The sequence below is a fragment of the Psychrobacter sp. TAE2020 genome (assembly GCF_018919485.1).
Classification (GTDB): domain Bacteria; phylum Pseudomonadota; class Gammaproteobacteria; order Pseudomonadales; family Moraxellaceae; genus Psychrobacter.
Map to the genome: position 1 here is coordinate 2,782,916 of NZ_JAHLMU010000001.1, position 17,754 is coordinate 2,800,669.

14 protein-coding genes and 1 pseudogene are annotated in these 17,754 nt (G+C 38.4%); 10 read left to right on the forward strand and 5 right to left on the reverse strand.

Annotation, left to right across the window (positions count from 1 at the left end; genetic code table 11):
• Positions 1-438: 438 nt before the first annotated feature.
• The 3 genes from KPY62_RS11460 to KPY62_RS11470 form a co-directional block, all read right to left on the reverse strand.
• Positions 439-759: a transposase gene (locus KPY62_RS11460; RefSeq protein ID WP_216582238.1), complete on the reverse strand. Its 321-nt coding sequence runs from the start codon at positions 757-759 to the stop codon at positions 439-441.
• Between the two features lie 172 nt (positions 760-931).
• Positions 932-1,282, reverse strand: coding sequence for an IS630 transposase-related protein (locus KPY62_RS11465; RefSeq protein WP_216582240.1), 351 nt, complete (start codon positions 1,280-1,282; stop codon positions 932-934).
• Positions 1,283-1,764: 482 nt separating this feature from the next.
• Positions 1,765-2,748, reverse strand: a complete 984-nt coding sequence (locus KPY62_RS11470; protein ID WP_216582247.1) for a LysR substrate-binding domain-containing protein — start codon at positions 2,746-2,748, stop codon at positions 1,765-1,767.
• Between the two features lie 100 nt (positions 2,749-2,848).
• Between KPY62_RS11470 and KPY62_RS11475 the strand changes: the two genes are divergently transcribed.
• From KPY62_RS11475 to KPY62_RS11510, 8 genes are all read left to right on the forward strand, one after another.
• Positions 2,849-3,937, forward strand: coding sequence for a tartrate dehydrogenase (locus KPY62_RS11475; protein ID WP_216582254.1), 1,089 nt, complete (start codon positions 2,849-2,851; stop codon positions 3,935-3,937).
• A gap of 162 nt (positions 3,938-4,099) precedes the next feature.
• Complete coding sequence (locus KPY62_RS11480; RefSeq protein WP_216582260.1) at positions 4,100-5,803, forward strand: BCCT family transporter; 1,704 nt, start codon at positions 4,100-4,102, stop codon at positions 5,801-5,803.
• Positions 5,804-6,093: 290 nt separating this feature from the next.
• Positions 6,094-7,209 (forward strand): aromatic ring-hydroxylating oxygenase subunit alpha, encoded by a 1,116-nt coding sequence (locus KPY62_RS11485; protein ID WP_216583362.1) that lies wholly within the window; start codon positions 6,094-6,096, stop codon positions 7,207-7,209.
• A 73-nt stretch (positions 7,210-7,282) separates the two neighbouring features.
• Positions 7,283-8,734 (forward strand): NAD-dependent succinate-semialdehyde dehydrogenase, encoded by a 1,452-nt coding sequence (locus tag KPY62_RS11490; RefSeq protein ID WP_216582261.1) that lies wholly within the window; start codon positions 7,283-7,285, stop codon positions 8,732-8,734.
• Between the two features lie 69 nt (positions 8,735-8,803).
• A complete protein-coding gene (locus KPY62_RS11495) occupies positions 8,804-9,763 on the forward strand; it encodes a PDR/VanB family oxidoreductase (RefSeq protein WP_216582263.1) in 960 nt (319 codons plus the stop codon).
• Between the two features lie 119 nt (positions 9,764-9,882).
• Positions 9,883-11,595, forward strand: coding sequence for a 5-guanidino-2-oxopentanoate decarboxylase (locus KPY62_RS11500; protein WP_216582270.1), 1,713 nt, complete (start codon positions 9,883-9,885; stop codon positions 11,593-11,595).
• Between the two features lie 308 nt (positions 11,596-11,903).
• Positions 11,904-12,917, forward strand: a complete 1,014-nt coding sequence (locus KPY62_RS11505; RefSeq protein ID WP_216582272.1) for an NADP-dependent oxidoreductase — start codon at positions 11,904-11,906, stop codon at positions 12,915-12,917.
• Between the two features lie 122 nt (positions 12,918-13,039).
• Positions 13,040-14,551 (forward strand): aldehyde dehydrogenase family protein, encoded by a 1,512-nt coding sequence (locus KPY62_RS11510; RefSeq protein WP_216582274.1) that lies wholly within the window; start codon positions 13,040-13,042, stop codon positions 14,549-14,551.
• A 284-nt stretch (positions 14,552-14,835) separates the two neighbouring features.
• Here the strand turns inward: KPY62_RS11510 and KPY62_RS11515 are convergent, their stop codons facing one another.
• The gene (locus tag KPY62_RS11515; RefSeq protein WP_228730678.1) at positions 14,836-15,183 is read right to left on the reverse strand and encodes a hypothetical protein; all 348 of its coding nucleotides are present in this window, start codon (positions 15,181-15,183) and stop codon (positions 14,836-14,838) included.
• A 154-nt stretch (positions 15,184-15,337) separates the two neighbouring features.
• Between KPY62_RS11515 and KPY62_RS11520 the strand changes: the two genes are divergently transcribed.
• Positions 15,338-15,676, forward strand: a complete 339-nt coding sequence (locus KPY62_RS11520; RefSeq protein ID WP_216582276.1) for a DMT family transporter — start codon at positions 15,338-15,340, stop codon at positions 15,674-15,676.
• A 98-nt stretch (positions 15,677-15,774) separates the two neighbouring features.
• Positions 15,775-15,879 carry a DUF305 domain-containing protein gene (locus tag KPY62_RS13915; protein WP_267459611.1) on the forward strand — a complete coding sequence of 35 codons (105 nt, stop codon included), beginning with the start codon at positions 15,775-15,777 and terminating at the stop codon, positions 15,877-15,879.
• 388 nt (positions 15,880-16,267) lie between these two features.
• Here KPY62_RS13915 and KPY62_RS11530 read toward each other — a convergent pair.
• A pseudogene (locus KPY62_RS11530) lies at positions 16,268-17,553 on the reverse strand (IS3 family transposase).
• Positions 17,554-17,754: the final 201 nt, after the last annotated feature.

The following is a 17,754-nucleotide window of genomic DNA, read 5'->3' on the forward strand; positions in this document are numbered from 1 at the left end:
GTTATGAATGGCAGCAAAATGGTTCAAATACCTCTAAATTAACATCGAAAAATACTAAATTTTTTGAGTATGAGAAAATAAGAAATACAATCACTGTTGTAAAAAAATATTTTTTATATTGGTTATAGCAGTCTTATTACTAATCTAATATTTTTCATACAAAAGGTCTCATTAGTTCCGATGCTAATCATAGCTTAAAATTAGACAGGCTATAATTGAGGAATTGGTATTATTACTAGACGAAGTAACTAATCTTGTATTATTCGATTAACTACGGCAAAGAAGTAGTATTTTCAAATGTAATAAGTAGTGTGTTTTCTGCAATTAGACTCATAGTAATTGCACTGTTATTTTTCGATAAAATATTACTAATAGAAGCCGTCCCTATCTCGTCAATCATAGGCTCATTATACTTAGTCTGTATTGGTCATAGTATAGTTAAGTCTTTATAAAATCGATACAGCCTATATCATGAAACAGTTTAGGTGGATTATTCTCCATCCACTCTTGGCGCAGAAACTTAGCCTGTGCCCATTTTTTCTCGATAGGGTTCAGATCAGGGCTGTACGGCGGCAGCCAAAGAATACGATGGCCATGTCTGTTGAGTAGTTTTTGGATACGTCTGCTTTTATGAAACCGAGCGTTATCCATGACAATCACGCTCTTGATTTTAAGACTTGGAATAAGTGTGAACTTACACCAGTCATAAAATATAGTGCTATTGATATTTGTCTCAACGTACTCAAGCGCAAACAGCATTTTTTCATACAGAGCTCCGATGACATTCGTACGCTTCTTTGCTTGCTAGTTGTAGCTGTCGATACAGGGTTTACCAATCGGTGCATAGCCATGAGAACGAATGGTTTCAGCCTCAAAGCCGCTTTCATCCATATAGACAATGGGATTGCCTTGCTGCGTAAAGCGATCAAGCCTACTCTGGAATATCGCTCTTTTTATCGGACACGCTTTTGGATGTTCTAAGGTCTTTTTTTTGACTGATACCAAGACGCTTTAAAGCATTAAAGATGCCCGTTTTACTACAGTTTAAGCGACGAGCTCTTTCATAGTTATAATCATCTGGGTATTTTTTTACGTCTTCAATCAAGGCGTCATCAGGTATTTTAGTCGGTGCTTTATTTCTGGTGGTTTTAGGAGCTAAATTCTGCTGCCAACTATGAATGGTGCTGGTACTAAGTCCATAAAAAAGCGCAGCTTCTCGAATGGTCATACCTTCAGCGATGCTAGAAAGTACCTGTTTGCGATAGTTGATTGAATAAGTCATCGTTTATTTCATTAAATGCAATTGTTAATAGGATTGTATCGATTTTATTTAGATTAGACTATAGAAAGTTTATTAATATATTATAAAGAGATGAAAGTTGGTAAAGATTGGATCGGTAGTGACTTAGCTCTCGCAATGCTAAAGCGTAGTGATGAACACATATAGTGTGCTATCTATGACGATAGCGACGAACAAGCAATAAAAGCTCATGATAATGATGTTTTTACAGTTTATATCGTATCTTTTAGGGATGATAGTTTCTATTGTACTGGCGATATACCTTAGTTATACGATTTGCCAATTAATATAAACGAATTCATAAAAAATTATGTGATGTGTGTAATTCATACTTTTACTGTTTGAATAAACCTGCTAATTACAGCAGGTTTTTTATTGCTTGAAAATTCTCTTTTAATCAATTGAGAACTCTATTTCTGGTATGGCCAATGTTTAGAAATTTTCTAAGTTTTGACATTCGAATATTATATAAAGATTTTTTCTATAGGAAGTCTAATGTTATCTACTTCAGCCAAAATCGGTTTACCTCTTGTTAGACTATTTAGGCTTTGCAAACGATTTAATAACTCAGTTTGAATAAATAGAATACAAATCTTTAATTTAGATGAACTTTTCAAACGAGAAGGGTAAACTGCCCATATATCGGCATCCTGCCAATAACTAGTCAAAACATGTTGTAGCTTACCAATTCTTATTTCTTCTATAACGTCCCATACCGAACAGAGCATGACACCTTGGCCATCAATTGCTAACTGCTTAATTACAGCACTGCTATTTGATATAAATTTTGGTTCAATGGAAATGGAAATATCTTCCATAGGGCTACGTAACTTCCATACATGTTTTGACTGATCTCTTTGCTTGGTTGCTAAGCAATTATGATTTATTAAATCATCCAAATCGTCTGGTTCATCATTAATTTTTAAATAATGAGGAGAAGCACATAAGATTCTATAGTTAGGTAGTAGTTTTTTAGCAATCATGTTTGGAGCTATATCGTTACCTACACAAATATCTAAATCTAAGCCATGTTCGATCAAATCTAAAGTGCGATCAACTGTATCAAACTGGATGGTTAAATCAGAATATATCGTCATTAGTTTCGAGAGAATTGGAGCAATATGAGTATGTCCGAAGCTGAAGTTACTGACAATATTAATTTTGCCAGTGGGTAAACTTTCTGGATTATTTATTATATTTTCAAGTTTTTCATACTCACTAAGAATATGAAAAACCCGTTCAAGTATCAGTTTCCCATCTTCCGTTAAACTGATGTGACGTGTACTGCGATGAAATAGAGAGCATTTGAGGGTTTCTTCTAAAATACGTATGCGTTTGCTGACATAGGCAGGCGACGAACTAAGTTCATCTGCAGCTGCAGTGAAACTTTTCTTCCTTGCGACGGTATAAAAAACGTTCAGATCGGAAAGACTAGGTAGATTGTTCACGATTCGTGTTCCTTATGTTGATGATTAGGGTGTTGATCCTCTATTCTTACCGACGCATGATGGGGTCAAGGAAGCAATTGATAACCACAAGGAACGTTTTATGATCAAGAGTTTAAGAATAGCTGCACTTGCAGGCGATGGTATAGGATTAGAAGTTTTACCACAAGGCATCAAAGTAGTAAATGCCGTTGCAAAAAAACATAATATTCCATTACATTTTGAGAGCTTTGATTGGGCTAGCTGTGACTACTATCTCAAGCATGGCAAGATGATGCCGGACAATTGGTTTGAAGTCCTCAAAGAGTACGACGCTATATTTTTTGGCGCGGTTGGTCTGCCAGAAAAAGTTCCAGACCATATTTCTTTATGGGGTTCGTTACTACAGTTTCGACGTCGATTTGATCAATATGTCAACTTGCGTCCTGTTCGATTGATGGAAGGGGTGAGTTCACCTCTTGCTAATAAAAAGCCTGGAGATATAGATTTTTATGTGGTTCGTGAAAATAGCGAGGGTGAATACTCAAATATCGGTGGTAAAGCGTTTGAAGGTACAGAACGAGAGTTTGTATTACAAGAAGCAGTATTTACACGTTATGGTGTAGATCGTATTCTAAAATATGCTTTTGAACTAGCTAGTGAGCGTGAAGCTAAAAAACTGACAGCTGCTACTAAGTCCAATGGAATTGCTGTAAGTATGCCATATTGGGATGAACGTGTTGATGCAATGTCTACGAATTATCCTGAAGTTAAGATGGACATACAGCATATTGATATTCTAGCAGCCCGATTCGTATTACAGCCAGAACGCTTTGATGTCGTGGTTGCATCTAATCTTTTTGGAGATATTCTATCAGACCTTGGTCCTGCCTGTACTGGCACTATGGGCTTAGCTGCTTCAGCTAACTTAAATCCTGAACGAAATTTCCCGTCTCTTTTTGAGCCAGTACATGGTTCTGCGCCTGATATATCTGGAAAAAATATTGCTAACCCAATCGGGGCAATTTGGTCCGGTGCCATGATGCTTGATTTCTTGGGTAATGGCGATGAGTCTTTTATGAAAGCAAGCCAAGATATAATGAAGGCTATTAAATATGTATTGATAAATGGTCCAAAAACTATGGATGTGGGTGGTATAGCAAATACAAACGAAGCGGGTGATGCCATTGTTTCGTGGATAATGAATAACTAAACATACCTTTATTCTAAAATTAGTCTTCAAGATATTGTTTTACTGAATATTGAAAATCTATACTAATTTTAAACTAAAAAAATCAAGTGATTTCTTGAGATCGAGAGTGGTTATAAAAAATGTGCTAAGTATTACTTTAACTACATAAAAGGATTTGTTGATATGGATATCGACCAAGCTCATACAGTAAAAATAGATAAAGTTTTAGCAGTCATTAGTTTATCTATAGTTTTTATTTCTGTGATTGCACTTTCAGTTTTTTCAGAAGAATCAATTGATTTTGCAGCCAAGCTTTTGTATTGGAGTACAACAGTTTTCTCCACTCCAGTTTTATTATTTACAATTTTTTCATTTGTATTTGTTATTAGTTTAGCTTTTAGCAAATATGGTCATATAAAATTAGGTGAAGGTAAGCCTGACTATAAGACATCCTCGTGGATTTTTATGTTCATGATGGCCGGACTCGGCTCTTCATTATTGTACTGGGGGTTTTTGGATTGGGCATATTATTATCAGACTCCTGGATTAAATGTTGAACCCAACAGCTCTGAATCATTAAAATATAGCGTCCCATATACAATGTTTCACTATAGCTTTAGTGCATGGGCAATCTATGCGATAGCTTCAATATCTGTCTGCTACAGCTTCCACGTTCGCAAGAATAAAGGCTTAAGTCTTGCTTCAATGATAGAGTCGATCACTGGTTTTAAGGCAACGGGTATTGTCGGGCGTCTTGTTGATTTGATGTTCTTGTTATGCATGTTTGGCGCCCTAACCATATCACTAGTGCTCACCGCACTCACTTTTACTAATATTTTGTCCTCCCTCACAGGTATACCTGATACTTTCATGACAAATGCTATCTTTGTTTTGGGGGCTTCAGTATTGTTTGCGATAAGTTCGTATATTGGTATGGACAAGGGTATGCAACGGCTCAGTTCCATGGTGTGTTACGCATTGATGGCTTTCGTCGCGTATATTTTTATTTTTGGCCCTACGAAGTTTATTTTAGATAATACCATCTCAAGTGTAGGACATATGGCTACTAATTTTGTAAGCATGAGCCTGTTTACTGATCCGTTAGGTGATGGCAAATTTACCCGTGAATGGACTGTTTTTTATTGGCTATGGTGGATCTCCTATGCACCAGGTGTAGCTTTATTCGTCACGCGCGTCTCAAAGGGTCGAACAATTAAAGAAGTTATCTTAGCGATGGTGTTAGGTGGCTCTGTTGGTATGCTGATTCTCTTTGGTATCATGGAAAGCTTCAGTGTTTATCAATTTATCAACGGATTCGTTAATGTTCCAGAAGTATTGAGCTCACAAGGCGGTGAGTTTGCCATTGTTCAGCTATTAGGTATGCTTCCTGGTGGAACTATGATGATGTGGTTTTTGCTAGCAATTATGGTGATCTTTTTAGCGGCGCATATGGATGCCGTTGGGTATGCCGTGTCAGTAACGTGCTCCAAGGACTTAATGGAAGGTCAAGATCCTGCCCCAAGAACTCGATTATTTTGGTGTGTGATGTTAACACTACTACCTTTAGCAATGATTTTCTCTAAAGCCCCTTTAGACACTATGAAAACGGCAACAGTTGTAACAGCCATTCCCTTTATTGTCATTATTTTAATCCAAACCTTCGGCTTTGTAAGGTGGTTACGTGAAGACTATTCAGATTTGCCATCTTACTTGATTGAAAAAGGCGAAAAGAGTGAGTCTCTAAGACTTATTCAAACAGAAAAGCTTATTCAAGGAAGTGAAAAGATAGCTACAAATAAGCATTCTAATTTAATTGAGAAAGATGAAGTGAGTGATTCTTCAAGCTTTATTCAAGAAAATCAAAAGGTGATAATAGATAAGCCTTAGGTTTATAAAATATTTAAACTTTGTGCTTTGTCTATAAGTGAATTGATTTTAGGTCAATACTTTAGATACCTAACTTTATCTTTGACAAGGAGGTCACTATAAATACTAACAAGGAAAACCATATGAAATTTAACGAAGAAAGCACTATAGACGTTAACAAGGAAGCCACTATGAATGTTAATAAGGAAGACATTATGAACGTTAATAAGGAAGACACTATGAATACTAATAAGGAAGCTGCTATGAATGCTAACAAGGAAAACGCTCTCAGAGGATCCAACAGTTCTACAATGGGGGTAACAGATAAACTACCTGAAGATTTCGATCAGGATGCAGATAATGCTTGGACATTACCTAAGGTTTTTTATACTTCTAAAACGGTATTCGAAAAAGAAAAAGAAGAAATTTTTGCAAAGAGCTGGATTTGCGTTTCACACATGAATGAAGTTGCAAATCCTAATGATTATTTTACGCGTAAAATAATTGGCGAAAATATTATTGTTATTCGTGGTAAAGATTCTGTTTTACGTGCTTTTTACAATGTATGTCCTCACCGCGGTCATGAATTATTAACAGGATCAGGCAAGTCTAAAAACGTAATTACTTGTCCATATCATGCTTGGACTTTTAAGCTTGATGGTTCATTGGCATTAGCACGTAATTGTGAAAATGTTGCTAACTTTGATAAAGAAGAATTTGGCCTTGTTTCTTTAAAAGTTGAAGAATATGGTGGGTTTGTCTTTATTAATATGGATCCTGAGGCAACGTGTGTTGAAGATCAACTTCCTGGCTTTGCTGCCAAATTAAATGAATCATGTGCAGTGATCAAAGACTTGAAACTTGCAGCAAGGTTCATGACTGATACACCAGCAAACTGGAAAGTTATTGTCGATAACTATATGGAGTGTTACCACTGTAGTAATGCCCATCCTGGCTTTGCAGACTCTGTTCAAGTCGATAAATACTGGCATACCATGCATGGCAATTGGACCCTTCAGTTTGGTTATGCAAAATCTTCTGAAAAGTCATTCAAACTAGATCCATCAGCGGGGGATGCGTCTTTTAGTGGGTTTTGGACATGGCCTAGTACCATGTTTAACGTAAACCCTGGAGGAGACTTCATGACTGTTATATATGAGTTTCCAGTCGATGAAGAAACGACTATACAGCAATATGATATCTATTTTATGAACGAAGAGTTGACTCAAGCTCAAAAAGACTTGATTGAATGGTACAAGCATGTATTCCGCCCTGAAGATTTAAGTCTAGTAGAAAGTGTACAACGTGGACTAAACTCACGGGGCTACAGAGGCCAAGGACGTGTCATGACTGACCAACAACGTTCTGGAATTAGTGAACATGGTATCGCTCATTTTAATAATCTTGTAGCGAAGTATCATCAGTAATTGTTTTAAATTTTTGGATAGGAGAAGGATACACTCTTCTCCTATTTAACTAAAAAATATAGTAGGAAAGACTATGCAGACACTCAACGATATAAATTTATTTCAGCAGTCTGCTTTTATCAATGGCGAATGGGTAGAAGCACAAAGTAAAGCTCGAGTGATAGTTACAAATCCGGCTACAGGTGAAGAAATAGGTTCTGTACCGGATATGGGCTCTGCTGAAGCACTAAAGGCAGTTGACGGTTCGCATGATGCCTTACAGTCTTGGAAAGCCATGACTGCTCAAGCGAGAGCCGACATACTTACGTCATGGTACAAGCTAACTCTAGATAATGCGGAAGAGATTGCTTTTATTATGACCATGGAGCAGGGTAAACCACTTGCTGAGGCATTAGGCGAAGTAAAATATGCAGCTTCATTTATTCAGTGGTTTGCAGAGGAAGGAAAACGCATTTATGGAGACGTTATTCCATCAACAAATAAAGACCAACGTTTTATTATAACTAAAGAGCCCTTAGGTGTAGTAGCAGCAATAACACCTTGGAATTTCCCGCTTGCTATGATTACTCGTAAAGCAGCTCCAGCGCTAGCAGCAGGCTGCACTATTGTGATAAAACCAGCAAATGAAACGCCATTTTGTGCTTTAGCAATCGCAAAACTAGCAGAACAAGCAGGTGTCCCGGCAGGCGTTATCAATGTTATAACAGGGAATTCAGAAGCGATTGGAAGTGTTTTTACAACACATGAGAAAGTAAAAAAATTAACATTTACAGGCTCTACCCCTATTGGGCGCATATTGATGCAACAATGTTCCTCAACGGTTAAAAAACTTGCTTTAGAACTTGGTGGTAATGCGCCGCTAATTATTTTTGAAGATGCAGACCTAGATAAAGCTATACAAGGTGCACTATTTGCAAAATTCCGAAATGCGGGACAAACTTGCGTTTGTGCAAATCGTATTTATGTACATAAAAAAATATACAGTGAATTTGCAGCGAAATTTACAGAAGCGGTTAAAAGTTTAAAGGTCGGTAATGGTCTTGACAACCAAGTACAAGTTGGTCCTTTAATTAATGAGAAGGCTATTATCAAAGCTGAGAAGTTGATTGAAGATGCTTGTAGTAAAGGTGCCTCCTTAGTTTGTGGTGGCAAGCGCCATGAACTTGGTAATGGCTTCTTTGAACCAACAGTTTTAATTGATGTAGATAAAAGTATGGACATCGTATCCGAAGAAATATTTGGTCCTGTTGCACCTTTAATTAGATTTGAAAGCGATAAAGAAGTAATCGAACAGGCGAACGATACAATATATGGTTTAGCTGCTTATATTTATACTGAAAATATTTCTCGAATTTTTGAAGTTGCAGAGCAGCTTGAATATGGAATGGTTGGTATGAATTCAACCGCTATTTCAAATGAAGTGGTGCCTTTTGGTGGAGTAAAGCAATCTGGTTTTGGCCGTGAAGGTTCTAAATATGGCTTAGAAGAGTTTGTAACTACAAAGTATCTATGCCTAGAACTTTAGCGTTAACCTAAAACATTAATTTTAAAATATTAATAACATACTAAATTATATTTAGAGTAGGAGTTAAAGATGACTGAAAGTTATCAAATGTTCCCTTCTATAGTAGCCGAAGTTGAACAGCTTACCCCCTTAGTAAAGCGATTTACGTTCAAACGTATTGATGGTGAATCTTACCCTGAGTTTACAGCGGGGAGTCATATGTTTGTGAAGATGAACGATAAGCTCTCTAATGCCTACTCGCTAGTAAGTAATGCTAAAGACTTGTCCAGTTATCAGATTTGTGTGCAACAAGAAGTAAACGGTAAGGGAGGGTCTACCTTTATGCATGAGCATTGCGTCAAAGGTTTTCAATTAGAGATCTCTTCACCTAAAAACTTATTTGAATTATCCCATACTGGTCAAAAACATCTTCTTATTGCCGGTGGTATCGGCATCACACCGTTTATGACTCAGATGGAGGAGTTGGCTCAACGCAATGCAGATTATGAATTAAAGTATGCGTGTCGCGGTCCAGAATATGAAGCTTTACTGAATAATTTGGATAAGAATATTCATGCTGATCGTATTCAAACGTACGTTAGTAGTGAAGGCGTATTTTTAGACTTGGATCAGCTGATTTCTCAACAGCCTTTAGGGACCCATATATACGTATGTGGGCCAAAACCCATGATTGACGCTACTGTTGAAGCTTGTGATAAGTATCGGCACCGTGACGAGTATGTCCATTGGGAGCAGTTTTCTTCAAACGTATCTGAAAGTGGCAATGCTTTTACAGTAATTTTAGCTAAATCAAATCATCGTATTGAGGTACAACATGATCAGACTATCTTACAAGCGATAGAATCATTGAATATTGATGTCGAATGTCTATGTCGAGAAGGTGTCTGTGGTACCTGTGAGACAGTTATTCTTGAAGGTGAGGCTGAACACCTTGATAAGTACTTAGATGATGATGAAAAAATATCGCAGAAAACGATGATGATTTGCGTATCTCGTGCAAAAAATAAAGAAATTACCTTGGATCTTTAGAGGGCTTAAAGATTTAATCCATAGTAGTTGATTATTTTTAGATAAAGTTAAAATAATTTATTAAGACATTTTTGATATTAGACTATAACTCTGACAGTAAAATTTAAGGATGAATTTTTATGACGCAATCGATACTGACACCGACAGTAACCACTCCACCAACTATTCCAGCGCTGACTTGTGGAGAACTATTGGTACAATGGTTGGAATATTATGGAGTAGAGACTGTATTTGGTATCCCTGGTGTACATACCGTAGAGTTATATCGTGGTCTGCCAAATACTAATATTCGCCATATCACACCGCGTCATGAGCAAGGTGCTGGGTTTATGGCCGACGGCTATTACCGAGCGTCTGGAAAAGTTGGGGTCTGTTTTATAATTACCGGACCTGGTATGACCAATATTATGACAGCGATGGCACAAGCAGCGGCTGATTCAATACCAATGTTAGTAATTTCTAGTGTTAATAAAATCGAAAATACTGGTAGCGGTGAAGGTCACTTGCATGAATTACTGGATCAGCAAGGTCTAGTTAGTAAGGTTGCGTTATTTAGTAAAACCATCTGGCAACCTGAGGCTCTACCTAAAATTCTTGCAGAAGCTTTCTCATTATTCAATGGTGGACGACCAGGACCAGTTCACATTCAATTACCCATTGACGTAATCACAGCGGATGCCAGTCATGTTGCCAAGCCGCCAAATAGTAATCAAATCAATTCAAATAACTTCATGCTACCACAAGTCATGAGACCGCTTCCTAATCCAGCACAATTAGATCTAATCATTGACTGCTTAAAAAATTCGAAGAATCCAGTTTTACTCTATGGTGGTGGCTGCGTTGGCGTCGATAGTGATGCGCAAAAGTTAGCAGAACTCATAGATGTGCCAACATTTTTGACTATTAATGGTAAAGGTCTGTTGCCACCTGGTCACCCATTAAGCTTGGGTAGTAATCAATCATCAGTTGCAGGTCGTGCGCTTATCGCTGAGGCAGACCTAGTACTAGCGATCGGCACTGAGCTTGGTGAAACCGATTATGATATCGTTTTTGATAAAGGCTTTCATATCAATGGCACCCTGATTCGAATTGATTGCGATGCACGACAGTTGCAACGTCCATTTAGAGCCGATATTGCTGTATTAGCGGATGCTCAAATGGCGATTACTGGATTATGTGAACGCTTAGAGAATCAACGCTTTAGTCGTGATGCGAGTGAGCGAGTAGCACAGATAAAGCAGAAAATAGCAGCGTCTATGCCAGCAAGCTTTGCCGGTCAAAGTGCACTACTTAAACTGATTAGAGATACACTAAAAGACGTTATCATGGTTGGTGATTCAACCCAGCCTGTTTATAGTGGTAATAATGGATTTGAGGCCTTGGGTACTCGCAAGTGGTTTAATTCAGCGACGGGGTTTGGTACGTTAGGCTACGGACTACCAGCTGCCATTGGTGCCATGCTAGCAAGCGATAATGCGGTTGTTAGCATAATCGGTGATGGCGGTATTCAGTTTACGATAGCTGAGCTAATTTGTGCTGCAGAGCTTGAGCTACCACTCATTGTATTGTTGTGGAATAACCAAGGCTATGGTGAGATTCGTCGCTATATGCAGGAGCAAGGTTTACCTTTAATTGGCGTTAGTATTAAAACCCCTAACTTTGAGCCGTTAGCAGAAGGGTTTGGCGCAGGCTACCGCAGAATTATAGATAAACAACAGCTGGTAGAAGCGCTGCAGCAAGACATTAAAGGAAAGCAGCCGATTATTTACGAGATCGATGAAGCCGATGGGTTTATCGCTGAAATGGGTAAGTCATATACTTATTTTAGCTAAGTAGGCTTGGGTTTGGTCAATCCAATAATAAAAGTAAACAATATTTTATTTTAGAGTGGTTTTATCATCAATAGCATGGGTTTATTTGAAAACAAGCCTAGTGTGGCTAGCATGAATTTTTAAACTCGCTGTAGTGCTATATCCATACAGCAAGCAATTTTTTTACTAGCTGCATTTGAGTATTACTATATTTATGTTATTGAGAGTGAGCTATGACAATGTTATTTATTAAAAAAACCATTACCCAATAAGCTATTAAGACCGAGATTACAGGGGTGAATTGATAAATAAAATAAGGATGTTTTACGATGTTTAATGCTTCTGCTACGCCTCAGCCGTTACCTAGCACCCAAAATGCGGTGCTTATCCAAGAGTTTGGTACTCCTTACGTTTTGAGATATCAATCTGGCGTTTCTATCCCTAAGCTTGCTGATGAACAGGTGTTAATAAAAGTGGCTTACGCAGGTATCAATCCTGTTGATTATAAAACTCGCCAAGGTAAAGGCTGGGGTGCAGACATTATCCGTGAACATACGTTTGAATATGATAAGGGTGCAATTCTAGGCTTTGATGTGGTAGGTGAAGTTGTGAGTAGTAATACTCGACAGTTTACTATCGGTGACACAGTCGCTGCTCTTACATTCAATGGCGGCTGTTATGCTGAATATGTGACTGTAGACGCAAATCTACTAGCCAAAGTACCATATGGCGTTACTTCAGAAGAGGCGGGTGCATTACCTTGTATAGGACAAACAGCGATACAGTTTATGGAATTTGCTGATATCAAAAAAGGCGAGCATGTCGTGATGAACGCCCCAGCAGGCGGTGTTGGGCATCTTTTGATTCAGTTGTTAATGATAAAAGTAGCGCAAGATGGCATTAAGTTAACAGTTATTTGCTCACCCGGAAAGTACGCTAAGCTTGACGAGTTAATAGAAAGAAATAAGCTTACGAGTTGGATTGATTATACTAAAGATACCGATTTTCCTGATCTTCAAGCCGATCTTCTACTTGACTTGGTTGGTGGTGATGCAGGTGTACGAGCGCTTAGCATTTTGAGATCAGGAGGGCGCGTTAAGGTACTGCCAACAATTTGGGTGGATAAGTTAAAACAGGCTGGTAATTATAAAGGTTTAAGTGTCGATGGCTATGGGGTTGAGCAAAATGGCCAAGATATGGCGCGAGTGCTGCAACAGCTAGCTGATGGAGAAATTACGTTACGTATCCAAAAAATTTACCCATTGTCTGAAATAGTCGCAGCACACCGGCAACTACAAAAAGGCCATACCTTTGGCAAAATTGTATTGAAAATATCTGCATAAATAATCTTAAAAAATTAAGTGCAAATATTTTATATTTTGTATGGATATTCCTATACCCGTGACAGCACAGTAATGACTATGCTTATGATTTCTATCAAAAATATTAAAGGTAATAACCTATTATGAACACTATAGAACCTAACGATATAACGCGAGACTTGGCCAAACAGTTGGTTAAAACTAAAGTGGTGTTAAATGCAGCCTATATAGATGGCAATTGGGAAGCTATTGTGCCTTCATCTACCATTGATAACAAAAATAATGTCCATTCTTTGTATGACCCAAGCTCAGGCGAAGTTATTGCTACTACTCAATTGTGTACTAAGGTTCATGTAGATGCTGCGGTTAACGCGGCCTCTCGAGCTTTACCGTTATGGTCACAAACAACGGTAAGCGAGCGTGCTAGTTACTTGAATTCTATTGCAGATGAGATGGAGCAGCAATGCCGTGAACTAATAGCCTTGTCTGTATTGAATACTGGCAAACCTATTGAAGAAGCAAAAATGGATGTCAGTGATGCCATCGCTTGCTACCGTTATTATGCCAATCTCATTGTAAAGCAAGAAACTTGGTCTGAAGTGTCAATTCTTGAATCTGGTGTACGTCTACTTAAAACATATGCCCCTATAGGTGTCTGCGCTCTCATCGTACCTTGGAACTTTCCTATGGTGACCACATCTTGGAAATTGGCATCGGCTTTGGCGGCGGGGTGTACAGTAGTGTTAAAACCATCTGAGGTAACATTGTTACCAGAATTGATACTGGGTAATATATTGTCCGCTATTGGCTTGCCAAAAGGGGTCGTCAATATTCTACCGGGCGCTGCCGAAGTAGGCACAGCAATGACTAGTCATATTCTGGTTGATAAAGTTTCTTTCACTGGCAGTAATGGGGTGGGTGAAAAGGTTATGAGCCAAGCAGCCAAAGGCGTAAAAGACATTAGTCTTGAGCTTGGCGGTAAGTCTGCCATTATTATCCGCGCGGATGCGGACATAGCGGCAGCATGCGAAATTATTATTGGTGGTATCTTCACCAATGCAGGTCAGATGTGTTCTGCGACCTCAAGGCTGCTCGTACATCAGGATATCGCTGAGTCTTTATATCAAAAACTTAAAGAATATACTCAAAATATTCATGTTGGTGATGGCTTTGATCCTATGACTCAAATGGGACCATTAGTCAGTCAGCAACAGCTGCAACAAATAGAAAGATATTTCAATATCGCTATCGAAGAAGACCTTGATTGCCTCATAGGCGGTACAGTATTAGATAGATCAGGATATTTTGCTTGCCCAACAATTTATACAAGTGTAACAACGAGTAGTGGATTATGGCAAGAGGAAATATTCGGACCAGTACTTGTAAGCACAACGTTTAAAAATGATGACGAAGCAATAAAGTTGGCAAATGACAGCCTGTTTGCATTGGCTTCGACCATCGTCAGCTCAGATGAGCAAGTAGCGTTAGAAATGGTTTTACAGATTAAAGCCGGTCATTTTTGGATTAATGAACAACAAATTTTACTTCCTCAGGCTGGCTGGGGCGGATTCAAGCAAAGTGGTATTGGACGCGAACTTGGAGCAGATGGTTTGTCGGCTTATCAAAAAAGCAAACATGTCATATTACCTGACTAATAAATAAGATAGCTTCAAACGTTCAAACTGAAACTTACAGTTCTTTAAACGGTAGTACTTCTATTGCTTAACTAGTTATAGGTGTACTACCCTTAACTAAGCTCATTTATCAGCACCCATTTTTGTCACGCATTTTTCATAAAAATTAGTCATAAATAGTTTGGTGTCCTTAGTTGGCGCACATTAAATCCGTGAAATATAAGTCACTATCTAATAGCTTTTAATTGCGCGTGGTTATAATCCTCTGCAAATAAATGCTCTTGCAGATTACTATTAATGATGGATTATCTTGCTGGCGAGCTAGCCGCATAAAAAGTACGCCCAATAGCGGTTCGGGCGACGAGCACTGCTGAGCCAACTTGCAAATTGACTGATAGCCGAGCAGGGCTACAACAACAAGCGTGATAGCGCATTTCTCCTTCGACATCGGTTGCCAAGTTTACTGATACCTCATTGCTACTGGCAAACTGTCGCAGTAAAGGCTCAGTTGCAGCGACCATATCATGACGACTCCATGCAGTGGCGCTAAGTCGTACCGCACTGCTGCCCAATTGATACTGTCCGTACTCCGTAATGCGCAAAAATCCAGCAAATATAGGTAACCAAAGATTACTTAATATACAGTTTTTCAAACTTGTGTATTAAGATCAGTTTAAACGGTAAAGCTGCAAACTCAAACGGTCTTTTTTATAGTCAGTAAAAACATATAAGATAGCCGCTATACGGTTTCTATAGAAAATTCTAACCAACAGCGCTTCCACCAATATCAATATGAGCATTTTAAATATGAGTCCTACCACTATTGCTTACTTCTACCTTGGAATGGCTATTATATGTGAAGTCATCGGCACGACTTTTTTGGTTAAATCACAACAGTTTACCCGTTTAGTTCCAACCCTTATTATGGGTGTACTTTATGTATTTTCGTTTTATCTATTGACTCACACTCTAAAAACTTTACCTCTAGGTGTTGCTTATGCTTTATGGGGTGGACTTGGTATCGTACTAACTTCTATTGTTAGCATAGTAATATTTAAGCAAAATTTAGATACACCAGCCTTAATTGGTATTGCAATGATTGTCAGTGGTGTGGTGGTCATGAATATATTTTCTAATTCTGTATGAGTGCAGATGATATGGTAGCAGACGGAACTCCGATGACCCCTATGCTCAAAGAGTACAGCGAATCAATGACTAAAACGCATTAAGAGATGATGGTTGGCATGGATTATAAGGATCCTGATGCGGCATTTGCTCAAGGTATGATCGGTCATCATATCGGTGCAGTGGATATGGCAGAGATTGAGCTCAAGTACGGTATTGATTAAGAGATGCGTAAGCTTGCTCAAGAAATTATTGATGTACAGAAGGCTGAAATTGAGCAAATGCAAACTTTGATTGCAGCGAGCAAGGCATAAGTAAGGTGCTTAAAAACCTTTCCTTTAATTAAGGGCGTTATTGTTAAGCCTTTTGTTAATTAAAGGCCTTAACAGCTATTTGTAATGCTCAAATCTAAAAAAGCAGCACCCTAGAATAGATTTCTAAGGTGCTGCTTTTTTTAATCATTATTAGTAGCTTCAAACGCTATATTCAAGAATATTACTTTTTACCACATTTACAGTATTTCGAGCACCTATCACATTTATTACAAGTTGATGCACACGTGCATCTGACCTATGCTGTCAAATTTGTAGACATTAACTTGAGAGATTTTAGTTATGCAGCCTGACGATAAAAGTCAAACCACATCTGTCTTGGCGTTTTATAGCCCAAACCCTTTTGGATTCTAATCCCACTGTGAGCATAGCTCTTGTCTTGCGTCGCTGCAAAGCAGTGCTTTACTAATCGCTCCTCATTATACTTAAGCTCAATATATTTAATGATGTCATTGACAGCTTTGAATCTCGTTTTATAATCCTGATAATACAACAACTCATTTTTCAATATGCCCCAGAAACTCTCTATCGGAGCATTATCAAAGCAATTACTACGTCTGGACATTGAGCCCTTAAATTTATGCTGCTTGATGATCTTGTGGTATGCGTGGCTACAGTACTGACCGCCTCTATCAGAATGCACAATCAGCTGTTTGTTGGGTCGTTTATTCTTGATTGCCATATTGAGTGCACGGCATACTAAATCAGTGGTCATGCGCTGATCAATGGCATAGCCGACTAGCTCTTTAGTATAGACGTCTTTAACATCTGCTAAGTATAGCCAACCTTCATTTGTCCATATGTAAGTGATGTCACTAACCCAAGCTTCGTTAGGACGACTGGTATCAAATTTTTGATCGAGCAGGTTTGGATAGATAAGCTTGTTATGGTTTGAGTTGGTGGTAACTTTAAAACGCTTGTGACGACGGCAAACAATGCCGTATTCTACTTTAATGCGTCTTACCATGTATTGACTGATATGATGGCCTTGCCCTGCAAGATGAGCATGCAATCGCTCACAGCCATAGCGCTGCTTAGTTTCATCATGAGCCACGCGAACCAGCAGCTCACACTAGTTGCGGTGGATCTGCTGATTACTAACACCACGATTTACCCAGTTGTAATAGCTTGATAACTTGACATTTAATACGTGACACATGCAGGTAATTCTAAATATCTTCTGGTTATCCTTGATAAAGACGTACTTCATCAACTGTGTTTCGCGAAGTACGTCGTGGCTTCATTCGAGCATAGCTCTCATCTTGCGTCGGGGCGAAGCAATGCTTCGCTTTATCCTTCCTTATTTAAAATATCTTGCTCTTCCTGAACAACTTTGAGGTCACGTTTAAGACTTTTATTCTCTTCTATAATGGCTATGAGTTCAGGGTCATACTGCTTAGTGCCAATCAGCTTGCCTTTATCAGCTTTGTTTTGCCAGTTAGATAAGGTCTGCATGGCTATGCCTAGCTACTTTGCCGTCGCTGAAACATTGCCATTATTATCTGCTATCTTTTTAACGGCTTCAGCTTTGAAAGCTGCACTATAGGTCCTGATTTTCTTAGTCATGATAAACTCCTCATTGAGTCGTTAGTTTACCAAGTTTGGTTTTACAGTTTTTTCAGCATAGCTCAACCTTTCACATTAATAGTTTTTATTTTATTCTCATAAGAGACATTATGATAAATGGGTTATAGATTAGTGTCTCAAGCGTTTTCAATGTATATATTTACTCACTTAATAAAATATTTCCTTTAGGGCGTACCTTAT

What these genes read in the sequence shown, in the direction of transcription:
- KPY62_RS11460 (WP_216582238.1), bottom strand. Translation starts at nt 759, where the DNA reads ATGCTGTTTGCGCTTGAGTACGTTGAGACAAATATCAATAGCACTATA.
- KPY62_RS11490 (WP_216582261.1), top strand. Translation starts at nt 7,283, where the DNA reads ATGCAGACACTCAACGATATAAATTTATTTCAGCAGTCTGCTTTTATC.
- KPY62_RS11505 (WP_216582272.1), top strand. Translation starts at nt 11,904, where the DNA reads ATGTTTAATGCTTCTGCTACGCCTCAGCCGTTACCTAGCACCCAAAAT.
- KPY62_RS11480 (WP_216582260.1), top strand. Translation starts at nt 4,100, where the DNA reads ATGGATATCGACCAAGCTCATACAGTAAAAATAGATAAAGTTTTAGCA.
- KPY62_RS11495 (WP_216582263.1), top strand. Translation starts at nt 8,804, where the DNA reads ATGACTGAAAGTTATCAAATGTTCCCTTCTATAGTAGCCGAAGTTGAA.
- KPY62_RS11510 (WP_216582274.1), top strand. Translation starts at nt 13,040, where the DNA reads ATGAACACTATAGAACCTAACGATATAACGCGAGACTTGGCCAAACAG.
- KPY62_RS11485 (WP_216583362.1), top strand. Translation starts at nt 6,094, where the DNA reads ATGGGGGTAACAGATAAACTACCTGAAGATTTCGATCAGGATGCAGAT.
- KPY62_RS11520 (WP_216582276.1), top strand. Translation starts at nt 15,338, where the DNA reads ATGAGTCCTACCACTATTGCTTACTTCTACCTTGGAATGGCTATTATA.
- KPY62_RS11500 (WP_216582270.1), top strand. Translation starts at nt 9,883, where the DNA reads ATGACGCAATCGATACTGACACCGACAGTAACCACTCCACCAACTATT.
- KPY62_RS11465 (WP_216582240.1), bottom strand. Translation starts at nt 1,282, where the DNA reads ATGACTTATTCAATCAACTATCGCAAACAGGTACTTTCTAGCATCGCT.
- KPY62_RS11475 (WP_216582254.1), top strand. Translation starts at nt 2,849, where the DNA reads ATGATCAAGAGTTTAAGAATAGCTGCACTTGCAGGCGATGGTATAGGA.
- KPY62_RS13915 (WP_267459611.1), top strand. Translation starts at nt 15,775, where the DNA reads ATGGATTATAAGGATCCTGATGCGGCATTTGCTCAAGGTATGATCGGT.